Origin of the sequence: Paenibacillus foliorum (genome assembly GCF_013141765.1) — a bacterium.
Taxonomy (GTDB): domain Bacteria; phylum Bacillota; class Bacilli; order Paenibacillales; family NBRC-103111; genus Paenibacillus_S; species Paenibacillus_S foliorum.
In genome coordinates this window covers 85,995-98,297 of sequence record NZ_WHOD01000067.1, presented here as the reverse complement: position 1 = coordinate 98,297, position 12,303 = coordinate 85,995, and the positions used below count along the sequence as shown (strand labels likewise).

The 12,303-nt window shown below is 45.6% G+C and carries 9 protein-coding genes; all 9 read right to left on the bottom strand.

Going from position 1 to position 12,303, the window contains the following annotated elements:
• Positions 1-33 precede the first annotated feature (33 nt).
• Positions 34-321 carry a sporulation transcriptional regulator SpoIIID gene (gene spoIIID / locus GC093_RS17970; RefSeq protein WP_133233977.1) on the bottom strand — a complete coding sequence of 96 codons (288 nt, stop codon included), beginning with the start codon at positions 319-321 and terminating at the stop codon, positions 34-36.
• Positions 322-507: 186 nt separating this feature from the next.
• Positions 508-1,239 (bottom strand): M23 family metallopeptidase, encoded by a 732-nt coding sequence (locus GC093_RS17965; RefSeq protein WP_171653270.1) that lies wholly within the window; start codon positions 1,237-1,239, stop codon positions 508-510.
• 77 nt (positions 1,240-1,316) lie between these two features.
• On the bottom strand, positions 1,317-2,351 hold the full coding sequence (gene spoIID, locus GC093_RS17960; protein ID WP_171653269.1) for a stage II sporulation protein D: 1,035 nt from the start codon (positions 2,349-2,351) through the stop codon (positions 1,317-1,319).
• A 151-nt stretch (positions 2,352-2,502) separates the two neighbouring features.
• A complete protein-coding gene (gene murA, locus GC093_RS17955; protein ID WP_171653268.1) occupies positions 2,503-3,831 on the bottom strand; it encodes a UDP-N-acetylglucosamine 1-carboxyvinyltransferase in 1,329 nt (442 codons plus the stop codon).
• Between the two features lie 181 nt (positions 3,832-4,012).
• Positions 4,013-4,264: a DUF1146 family protein gene (locus tag GC093_RS17950; protein ID WP_171653267.1), complete on the bottom strand. Its 252-nt coding sequence runs from the start codon at positions 4,262-4,264 to the stop codon at positions 4,013-4,015.
• A gap of 29 nt (positions 4,265-4,293) precedes the next feature.
• On the bottom strand, positions 4,294-6,831 hold the full coding sequence (locus tag GC093_RS17945) for a S8 family peptidase (protein ID WP_246314713.1): 2,538 nt from the start codon (positions 6,829-6,831) through the stop codon (positions 4,294-4,296).
• 315 nt (positions 6,832-7,146) lie between these two features.
• On the bottom strand, positions 7,147-8,622 hold the full coding sequence (locus GC093_RS17940; protein ID WP_171653381.1) for an NADH-quinone oxidoreductase subunit N: 1,476 nt from the start codon (positions 8,620-8,622) through the stop codon (positions 7,147-7,149).
• Between the two features lie 43 nt (positions 8,623-8,665).
• Positions 8,666-10,300, bottom strand: coding sequence for a complex I subunit 4 family protein (locus GC093_RS17935; protein WP_171653266.1), 1,635 nt, complete (start codon positions 10,298-10,300; stop codon positions 8,666-8,668).
• Positions 10,290-12,173, bottom strand: coding sequence for an NADH-quinone oxidoreductase subunit L (gene nuoL, locus GC093_RS17930; protein ID WP_171653265.1), 1,884 nt, complete (start codon positions 12,171-12,173; stop codon positions 10,290-10,292). Before nuoL ends, GC093_RS17935 begins: the two co-directional genes overlap by 11 nt.
• Positions 12,174-12,303 lie beyond the last annotated feature (130 nt).

Genomic DNA, 12,303 nt, shown 5'->3' with positions numbered 1-12,303 from the left:
CGGCAAGGGGGGAATAACATCAGAACATCTGCCTTACTTAGCCGTCACCAACTTCTCTTGTGCTTTAGGATTGCGTGTCTTCCGATACTTAATCTTGGTGGCTTCCCCGCCCCGCAGGTGGCGAATCGATTTGTGATACTCCAAAATGTGCTTCACTTGATTAGCCAAATCCGGATTTATCTCAGGCAATCTTTCGGTCAAGTCCTTGTGCACCGTACTTTTGGAAACACCGAATTCTTTCGCGATTGTGCGAACCGTATGCTTCGTTTCCACCAGGCAACGTCCGATTTTAATGGTTCGCTCTTTGATGTAATCGTGCACTCCCCTCGCCTCCCTACTCGAGTTAGTTTGGTACATTATATGAGGGGCGTTTACTTATATTCTTTGTTTCCAAGCGTGACAAGCTTTATAAGCCACAATTATTTTCAGGGACAAGCGATAAATGTACGGATTTATACAAAAAAAGAAGGAGCGCGTTTACGCTCCCGCTTATGATTCAGCTTAATCTTAATGCTCGGCGAAGAACTGCTCTGGGTTAACGGATGTTCCGTTCTCCCCTTGCCTCACTTCAAAATGCAGGTGCACGCCTTGATCTTTTTCCAATTCGTTGCGGCCTGCCTTGGCGATAACATCGCCCTTCTTCACATCAGCGTCTTTGACAACCTTCATTTCCGCCAAGCTCTGATAAACAGTCACCAATCCGTTACTGTGAGTAATTTCAATTAAATTACCAACCACCGGATTTTTTTCCACCGTCGTAACTTTACCACTCATGGCAGCCTGTACATCAAACACAGAATTGTCATGCTTTGCAAAATCCATTCCCATGTGCGGTGTAAAGGTATCACCATACTCAACCATTGCGGCTTGGCGTACTTCATTGGAGGCTTTACTATCAAAGAACGGCAGAATCACATCCAGCTCACCTTTTTCCTTATACGGCAGTTGCATTGTCTCTGTAACCGTATTAACGGCCATAGCTTCCGGCTTCATAACATTGTTCGTTACTGTGGTAGACTTGCCATCCAAGCCCAGTTCACCGTTGAGAGCCGACTTGCCGGCATCCTGGTATACCCACATTAACGTTAAGATAATTGCCGCAGCTGCCATGTACGTTGCTGGAAAAACCCATTTCTTTGCCAAAAACCTTTTCCAAGAAAAAGCTGGACTACTTTGCACTCCCTCGTTAGATTTAGGAGTCTCTTCATTGTTCTGTAAATCTCTTTTTTGATCATTCATAGATTATCACCTCGCTAACCATTGTTGCCACGGTTACGAGTTTTATACGCATAACAAGCTTATTTTTTTAGAAACTTTTATTTTTTTACTAGGTTTGATGCTCTATCTATTTCGATGCCGGTATAATAGTACTTCACAATCTCCTCTGCCATTCTCCCTTCCTTCGCCATACCATTAGCTCCCCATTGACTCATCCCAACTCCATGTCCATAGCCGAAGGTGGTAATTTGAAGGTCTGAGCCCTTCCAGTTCCATTGGAACTGAGAGGAGTTCAAGCCAAGACGCTCGCGAACCTCTCGACCTGTAAACGTTTTGCCTCCAACAACCATTTTCTTAATACGGTGGCCCTGGGTCGTCTCCAGTACCTTTAATCCGTTGCTGCTGTTCGTGGAGACAGGAATGACCCCTGTGGTCCCCAGCTTACGCTGCAGATCCTTAAACGAAACCGTGACAGTCTCCTTATACCTTGGAGAAAGCTTGATATCCCAAGGACTCGGGACACTTCGCAAATAGGGGATGTAATCGTTCCAATAATCCTCGGAATTTTCCGTATATCCATTGCTCGTTGAAAAAAAGTTGGCTTGAATCGGCTTATCCTTGTAGGTCAGTATCAAGTCTTTCGTTTCGTTCACTGCACGGTCCAGCTTGTCCGAGTTCACCTTATACGCCTCAGGTCCCCAGCGCTTCTTCAGATCCTCATTTGTCACATACGCCTGATGGGCTACGGTATCGGTAACCCAAGCGCCTACGACTGGTACATTGCTGGAATCCTGCTCTATCATTCGACGAATGATATAAGTCCTTGCTGCTATTGCCTGGGCTTTCATCGCTTCTAACTCAAACTCTATCGGCATTTCCGCCGCGAGTACACCTCGGACATATTGCTCCAGCAGGAGCATCTCTACCTTCTTCTGCTTGGACATATAAACCGGGATTTCAAAAACGGGCTGCTCGGCTAGTTGGTTTTGCTGCAAGCTCGGCGAGGGTAGTGTACCTGCTGTTGAAGGGTCAGGTATATGACTTTTTACAAGAATGGAAGGAACGATCACTACTACGGCAACAAAACTGGACAGGCATATTGCTGCCCATCGAATCACTTTCTTTTTGTCCATTTGGTTCCTCCGTCTTTCTGTCGGCGCTAGATTCCATAATGACAGGTCACCTCATCATATGAGCCAAAAAGATAGAATAGAACCCGGACATAGAAAAGAGGAGACTCTCTGCCGTGCAGAGAATCCCCTCTTAATTTCAGTGATCAAAGCTCTAAGCCATGCTTGGACTTACAGCAAAAATAGAAATAGTTGCTTCCTCTTCTTTTTCCTCGGAAACTACCTCCATAGACAACCGCTGTATATCCGCTCCTAGCAGCCTAAGCTTATTCGTAATATCCACATAACCTCGGTCGATATGATGGGTACCTGTGACCTCGGTTTCACCTTCAGCTGCAAGTGCCGCTAAAATCAACGCTGCTCCTGCACGCAGATCGGTGGCGCATACTTTGGCCCCGCGCAGTCTGTTGCCTCCGCTTATAACAGCCGTTCGGCCGTCAACCTTGATCTGAGCATTCATGTTGACCAATTGCTCAACATGCATAAACCGATTTTCAAATACGGTCTCTGTTACAATACCCGTGCCATCCGCAGTTAACAGCAGAGCCATCATCTGAGACTGCATGTCGGTAGGAAATCCCGGATAAGGCAATGTCTTCACATCGACTGTACGCAGCGGTTTATCTGTATATACGCGCAATCCATTCTCGTCTTCTTCGATTTGCACGCCCATTTCCTGCATTTTGGAAATAATCGGCCGCAAATGATCGCCAATGGCACCTTCAATATATACATCACTATTAGTAATTGCAGCAGCAATCATGTAAGTACCTGCTTCGATCCGATCCGGTATAACCGTATGTACAGTTCCGCCCAGCTTTTCAACACCTTCGATACGAATCAATCCGGTTCCTGCACCGCGAACTTTGGCGCCCATGGCATTCAAATAGTTCGCTAAATCGACAATTTCCGGCTCTTTTGCCGCATTTTCGATCGTCGTAGTACCTTCAGCTAATGACGCTGCCATCATAATATTTTCCGTTGCGCCAACACTAGCAACATCTAAATAGATTTTGGCGCCTTTGAGCCTGCCGTTGATCCTGGCCTCAATGTAACCATGGCCCAACTCGATTTCGGCACCCATGGCTTCAAAGCCTTTGAGATGCTGATCGATAGGACGAGTTCCAATGGCGCATCCGCCCGGCAGCGAAATTCTAGCCTGACCCATACGGGTCAATAAAGGTCCCATAACAAGAAAGGAAGCCCTCATTTTGCGGACTAATTCGTAGGACGCCTCGCATGTACGGATGTTCTGCGCGTTAACGCGTATCGTTTCATTCTTATATTCAACTTCAATGCCTAAACTCTCCAAAACTTTATTAATTACAATGACGTCATCCAATGGAGGTGCATCATAAATCACGCTTTCTCCATCTGAACCCAATATAGATGCAGCAATAATTGGAAGCACCGCATTTTTTGCGCCATGTATTTTAACTCTGCCTGACAACCTTTGGCCGCCGCGGACGATAATTTTGCTCATCATGGTCCCCCTCCGCGCTGTTTTCTTTGCACACTGTAACAGTTTAGCATTGAACCTTCAGCATGTAAATTTTCATTTTGTGAAAAACCGGTCACGATAGTATTCGGAGCTAACACAAGGATTTACAACGGTCGTACTATCCATTGTTGACAATATTCACCTTGGTTATTCGGAAACTACGTTAAAACATCCCTGGAAGCCAAGTTGACCAATGAAAGTAATCAATAACAAACCGGGCAACCTGATAGCCCAAGGCAATGGAAAGCAAGATTTGAAGCAGCTTGCTTTGCACGCTTCTTGGGCGCTTCACGATTTTATCCAGATGGAGCTCTTGAAGAGCCCACCAGGAACAACCGATGCATATTAACACGATGACTATATTCAACAATCCGTTCATGCCCATGGAGGTACTCATTTGCTCTGCATAATCCATCTATTCATCCTTCTTTCTGCATTTACAAGTTATGGCTTCATTTTGGCAAGCATTGTCACAAACTCAGCCCTAGAGGCTTGCTGATCGGGACGAAAGGAACCATCCGCATAGCCCCCAATCCAGCCTTCCGCCTTCAGCTGCTTCAAAATACCAACGCCCCAGTAATCGTTGTCGACATCCGTAAACGGCACGTCGCCTCGTTGTTTCCCTGTTTTATTCAAGCTGCGCGCAAACATGGAGACCATTTCCATCCGGCTAACCGGCTGATCAGGTGCAAAAGAACGATCTGGGTATCCGTCTATAATAGCGCTTTGTGCGGCCCGGGCAATGTGGACGAAAGCCCAATGGCTTGGTGAAAGATCGGTATAAGCGATTGTCTTTTGCTTAGAGAGATTAAAAGCCCGGCTCAAGATGGTAGTGGCTTCAGCCCGGGTAATCGTCTGATTAGGACGAAACGTATAGTCAGCGTACCCATCTATGGCTTGATTCCTGCTCATTTCTAGAATGCTGTCCTGCGCCCAGTGTCCCCTAATATCCGTAAAGTTACCCACCAGCGTTTTGGCGTTCACTTTAAATTGATACAAGTTTCGATCAAAAGCTTCATTCGCACTTACCTTTACGTAATAAGTGCCCGCTGGCAACCGTTGTTGTAGCTGTAGCGCATTCGATCCATCTGTGTTCGCCATAGGCCTCATACTACCATCATACAAGTACATGTACATCACAATGTCACTCGGTATGTCGGTCAGGTTTATTTGAACCAAACTGTCCTCCTGGACTCGGAATTGAAACCAGTCCAGGTCATCAGGTTTATCTATGAGGCCATAATACGATGTTTCGAGCGAAACCGTTGTAGCTTGATAGGAGCGATTATTGGGTTCATTCGGGTCTATTTGTTTAGCGTCATAGTCGATTGTCAATGTGTATTCCCCCATTACCGGGAACAGATACTCTTTCACATTCGACACGCGAATGTAATAGCTTCCGGGAAACACTTCAGGCAATAACAAAGATTCTGTAACACCATCTTCTCCATCGTCAACGGTATACGATTTCTCCCCTTGCTTTTGTACAAATAGAACAGGGTCGATCCTGGCCGTGTCCGTACTCAACCGAATGCTAAGAGTTCCGGATTGCTCTATCGGCAGTTCAAACCAATCCTGATCACTTATTTGATGAAAGGTGCCCTTAATGGTCTGGCTCCGAGGCGGTAATACAGAAGCACTATACTGCCTGTCATTATCCTCGAATTGATCCCTATAGATTTCAAAAGCCGTGGTCAGCTTGTAGAGCACTTCTTGCTTTAAATTCCTGTTGACTAGCTGCAGTTGCACATAGCTTCGGCCTTTGCTCACCTGAACAGACACAGGCTGCCCGGGTTTTGCGGTTACACTGGAAAAGCTCCCATTCGCATCGGTATGCTGGACAGCTACTTGCTGCCCGTCTGGAATGTCGAACGTTAAGTTGAGCTTACCATTGTACGGAGCATCGAGGTAGTACCAATCTTGATCCGAGCCATTCGTGAACGATGCAGCAATCATTTTGCTGACAGAGATAGATTTAGCTTGATCCTTACGGTTATTGGGCTCATACATATCAGCTAGAGGCATTTCCTTTAAAGCACGGTCTGCACGCAGCATCCCGTAGCCGGTAGAGCTATCCCAGCCGGTCTCTTCCAAATCATCAGCTGTTTGCCTCAACAGTTGACGTATTTGATAAGCCTTCATGCCTGGATTTCGACCCCAAGCCAAAGCAGCGACAGCCGCAACCTGCGGTGCAGCCATGGAGGTACCGTCCTTATATTCATAGGAACCTCCTCTTGCAGTGGTAAATACATCCCATGGTGCAACAAGGTCAATCTCTGGTCCTGTATTGGAACGCGAATCCGCGGTATTTCCTGTCGTCATACCTCCCACGGCAAGCACGGTAGGGTAGGCTGCAGGATATTTAACCCTGTTCCCCTCATTCCCGGTTGCTGCAACCAGCAATACATCTTGCTCTTCTGCGTACTGCACCACATCGTTCATGTAGTTGGAATATTTGTTTAATCCGAGTGACAAAACAACAATTTTGGCGCCGTGGTCAACGGCATACCTAATACCTTCACCCAGCTTAGCTTCTCCACCGGAACCATCTGCTTCCAACGCTTTAATAGGCATAATTTGGGCTTTCCACAAGATTCCTGAAACACCTCTGTCATTATTTCCGACTGCAGCAACGACACCTGCAACATTCGTCCCGTGACCGTTATCATCTTGAGGAGGGCGGTTTGGATTAATTAAGTTAACCCCGCTCACCAAGTTCGGCTTAAGATCGGGATGGTTTAAATCAACCCCTGTATCTACTATAGCTATCGTTATATTAGTGTTAGCTGTCGCAACTTCCCAAGCTTCATTCACATGAATTTGATCCAAGTACGTTTGCTTTGGGACAAACGGATCGTCTGCAGCCGCTGCTACATACACGTTTGGACTCTTTGCGTAAATAGACTCTGTCAATACCATGAAAACAATAATTAATACGACCCCATATCGTACAAAGTGATGAATGATTTTATTATATCGCATTGTCCATGATCCTTTACGCTGATTTAGGAGTAGCCTAATACTGTTCGATAAAACCTTACCATTTCCCTGCTAAAGATAGATAGTAAGAACGTAGTAAAAAGTGGAAGTTTTATGAACAAACGCTAATGGACTGTAGTTATTTTCTATTTTCTCCCTATCTATTACCCATTTACCAGATCATTACTCACGACTCTGGAATTTATTGTTTTTTCCTGCCCTACTTACCTTCTTTTAAATTTTCCATACAAAAAAAAGCCCAGCGAATCTGCAACTCTGCAGACCGCTGAACTTTTAGTTCATAACTGACTCTACCGCCTAGCCAAAAAAGAACAAATCCTGCGTCAGGGAGAAAATACGATCAATCCAATTCAGCACCAACTGTGGTACGATGCCCAACAGTACGCTGATTCCCGCACACAACCATAGTGTTATTCCCAGTGGCAGCGGCACAATAATCTCATGCGATTCAAAATCGCTGCGCATAAACATTTGTCTAATAAAGCCAAAGTAGAAATAGAAGGAAACCACGCTCGTTCCGATCATAACGGCTGCTAACCAGTAATTCTGAGTTTGCAGAGTACCGAGCATGATGTACAATTTCCCAAAAAATCCTCCCGATAAGGGTAATCCCGCAAGCGACAGAATCAGTAATACCGCAGCTACCGCCGTACCTGGAGCGCGATAATAAAGGCCTGCCAGCCCACTTATCTGCTCGTCCCCTGTAGAACGCTCAATAATCATTAGCACCGCAAAAATCCCGATGTTCATGAATAAGTAAGCAATTAGATAAAAGGCAAACTCCGAGAAGTTGGAGAAATGAACCATGGAGAATTGGGTAGCGATAGGTACAAGTAAATATCCAGAGTTGGCTATACCTGAGTATGCCAACAGTCTCTTCAGGTTCGTTTGACGTAGAGCTATAAAATTGCCAAGCACCATAGCCAAAGCAGCAACTACCATTAGAGAAAGCAATACATCCTTATGAACTGGCAGCTCCATTAATTGTCCGATTCCAAATACACCATAAAGAATACGGAACATAACGGCGAACGCCGCAGCCTTAGAAACAACAGCCAGAAACGCAGTAACCGGTGTTGCTGCCCCTTGATACACATCCGGTGCCCACATGTGAAACGGTGCTGCTGCTATTTTGAAGCTGAAGCCCGCTAACAATAGGAAAAAGGACAAGTAGATGAACGGCAAAATCGCTTCTGCATTTTGGCCTATAACCGTATTGATTTCTGAGATGTTAGTGGAGCCGGAAATACCGTAGAGAAAAGACATCCCGTATAAAATTATTGCCGAGGAAATACCTCCCAGTACAATGTACTTGAATGCTCCCTCGTTTGACCGCAGATCTTTCTTACGCATAGCCACTAGGATGTAGGAGGTAATACTTAAGAGCTCCAAACCAACGAAGAGCGTAATCAAGTCTCCTGAGGAGGCCATGATCATTCCGCCTAATGTGGCCGGAAGCAGCAGGTAATAAAATTCCCCAATATGCGGAATCTCGTCTTTCTTCAAGGAACCAATGCTCATAAAAGTAACGAAGCCTGCACCTGTCAATAAAACCAGCTTAATAATATTTCCAAAATCATCAATTCGATAGCTTAAATTAAGCAGCTGCTTCGTCTCAACAGGATTGAGATAGCTTACCACAAAAAGCCCCGATACTATAATACTAACCAGTGACAGCCATCCTAGCAGAGTACGGTTTGTTTGCTTTGGCAGCAGCAGGTCTAGCAATGATAACACCACAGCAGCTATAACCAGAGTCAGCTCCGGCGCCATATATCCGAGATCGCTCCATTGGAGACGTAGTTGTTCCACCGGTCTAACCTCCTATTTTAGCGACGCTTTTGATGAATTGATCAAAGCTGCTTACAGTTTGATGTAAGGGATCCGTCAATACTGCCGGATAAATCCCAAGTACTACAATAAAGGCTACTAACGTTATCATAGGTATAGCTTCCATTAGCCTAGCATCCTTCATAACTTCTGTCGGTGCTTTAAGCGGCCCATAGGTTATGCTGAGTACCCCGCGCAATACATATACCGCTGTTAATATTACACCTAAGGTACCGATGATCGTTATCACCTTGGCCGTTTCGAACAAACCGACGAAGGCTAGAAATTCACTGACAAAACCAGACAAACCTGGAAGCCCTAAAGATGCCATCCCTGATACGAGTAGAATGCCCGAGATAAACGGAATGCTTTTGGCCAAACCACCAATTTCGTCCAACATACTCGTCTGTGTCCGTTCGTAAATGGCTCCCACCAACAAGAACATAAGTGCTGAGATAAGCCCATGAGATACCAATTGGAAGATAGCGCCCTCCATACCAATTGTGTTAAAGGCAGCAAGCCCCAACAAAACAATTCCCATATGACTGATACTGGAGTAAGCCAACACCAGCTTGAAGTCCTTCTGCACGAAGGCAAGTATAGCTCCGTACAAAATATTAATAACTCCCAATATTGCAAGCACCGTAGCCCACTGTGTGGCCTGCTGAGGAAAGAGTAGTATACCGAACCGAATCATTCCGTACGCACCCATTTTCAGCAAAATCCCCGAATGGATCATAACAACGGAAGTTGGAGCCTCCGTATGTACTTTAAGCATCCAAGTATGAAAGGGGAAGATCGGCAGCTTAATGCCGAAGGCAACGAGCAACATAATGAACAGAGTCCATTTCATCGCATCGCTAAGATAGAAAGGACTAGGGCCCTCTCCCAATGTGCTCTGATTAACGAAGGAAGCTTGACCCTGGAATAAGTTCTCCATAATCAAATGCAAGTTACCACTATAATAAAGTGATGTCCCTGCATCATTGGAAATCTGTCCAAACCCTGCAGTGCTGATGAGAATTAAGAAAGCAACCAACATAATAGCAGAACCGATCCCGTTATAAATCAAGAATTTGTTTGCCGCACGTTCCCGCTCTATGAAGCCCCAAATTCCAATTAGGAAGAACATCGGAATCAGTGTCACCTCGAAGAAAACGAAGAACAAGAACAAATCCTGGGCCATAAACACGCCGAACATTCCCGTTTCTAACAGCAAGAACAAGATATAATAGGACTTCCACCTTTTCTTGATGTAGACAGACGCTAGAGCAGCCATTGTGCTGACCAGTGCGGTTAGAAACACCAGCGGTAAGGATAGACCGTCCACTGACATCACATATTTAAATTCAAAAAAGAATGAGGTTAATTGATTCAACCCACCGGCTTCATGATTGAGCGGTATTTGAATCCAGCCCATTTCCTCGGAAAACTGCGGCCCTGGAAGCTGATGATTGAATGAAGCATACAGCCATGCCGATAATGCCAATGGAATCAGTGTTGCGATGATAGCAATAGTTTTAATCCATTGTCCTTTATGCTTTGGCATAAACATCAGGACCAGCACACCCAGCAGAGGAGAGAAGGTAATCAGTGACAAAATGTGTATGTTATCCGGCATTGATAAATCTCCTTCCCGCTAAAGCCAACACCAATATGAGCAGCCCCAGCAGCATGGCTAATCCATACGTTTGCACTTGGCCATTCTGCATTCTTGAGCCCAGGCGTCCAATCCCTACTACGGAATAGCTGATCAGCCGGACGATCCCATCTACAACGAAAGTATCAAACAAGTGAAGCACTTCGCCAATTCCCTTTAATGGTTTTACAATTACAGCTTCATAAAACTCGTCTATATAATATTTGCGATTAAGCAAGCGGTACAACCATGGAGCAGGACCTGATACCAAATCGCTCGGAATGGTTCGCTTGATGTAAACCAAATAACCAAGTCCTATGCCCAGTATGCCTGCAAGTGTCGATAGTATCATAACGACTATATTCGCATGCTCCTCTTGCGTTTGCCCTGACAGCCAAGTACCCAGCCATGGACTAAACGGTGTAAACACAAAGCCCGCAACTACTGCAAGCACGGCTAAAACTACAAGCGGAATCGTCATCGAAGCTGGTGATTCATGAACATGTGCTTGGTGGCGAGGTTTTCCGAAGAAAACCAGAAAAAACAGCCTCGACATATAGAAAGCGGTGAAAAAAGCAGCTATTAGCCCCACCCAGAACAATAACTGGTTATGTGTATAAGCCTCTGCTAAAATCGCATCCTTGGACCAAAATCCGGAAAACGGCGGAATACCGGATAATGCCAAGGCCCCAATTCCAAACGTCCACGCCGTAATCTTCATTTTACGGCCGACTCCACCCATTTCGTGGATATTCTGAGTGTGTACAGCATGAATTACGCTGCCTGCCCCCAAGAACAGCAGTGCTTTAAAGAACGCATGGGTAAACAGGTGGAAAATACCTGCTGTATAAGCAACTGTCGTACCAATCCCCAAAGCCATCATCATATACCCAAGCTGGCTTACGGTAGAATAAGCGAGAATCCGCTTAATATCATTCTGTGACGTACCTATTGTTGCCGCGAAGATCGCGGTGAAGCCACCAATACAAGCTACAACAGTAAGCGCCGTTGGGGATGCTTGAAAAATATCGAACGTACGCGCCACCAAGTACACACCAGCCGCAACCATCGTAGCTGCGTGGATTAGAGCACTGATCGGCGTCGGGCCTTCCATTGCATCCGGCAACCATGTGTGCAGCGGGAATTGACCCGATTTACCTGCAGCACCGACGAAAATTAGGATAGCAATTAAGGTAGCAAGGCCCCCTGAGATTTTGCCGGTTGTAAACGCATTGTGAATCGAGCTGAAGTCCATCGCATGATTAGGCATTGCCCAGAACAGCAGCAAGATGGCGATTAGCAGTCCAACATCTCCAATTCTCGTTACAATAAAAGCTTTCTTGGCAGCGGCTCGCGCCTCTGGCTTCGCGTACCAGAAACCCACCAATAGAAAGGAGCACACACCAACTAGCTCCCAAAATATGTACAGCTCCACCAGGTTTTCTGATATTACCAAGCCTAGCATCGAGAAGGTAAACAAAGCTATGTAGGCAAAAAATACATTAATGCGCTCATCATGCTGCATGTAACCCTTGGAATACAGATTCACAAGCAAGCTAACCAGCGTAACAATTACGAGCATTAAGGCGTTCAAATTGGTAATCTCAAAGCCCAAGTTCAAGGAAGCCGAGCCCAGCTTGAGCCAAGTGAGCTTATTCCAAGTATAATCTTCGATATGCCCGCCCAACCGCTCTATAAAAATGAGCATAGCAACAATAAAAGAAGCAAGCATAGCGATAATGCTGATGTAGGAACCTGCTTCTTTTAATTGACGCCCCACGGCCATCAGAATCAAGAAAGATAGCAATGGAAATAAAGGTATAAGCCAGGCATACTGCGAGTAGGCCGATATCATGAATTTATGTCCTCCTTCAAGCTTGCGTATGCAAGCTGACTTCGAGAGCGTTACTGAATTTGCCTTGGCAAACTTACATCAAAAGAAGCACTACCTGGCTTGCGTAAGCAAGCTAATTTCAAGAGCTTAC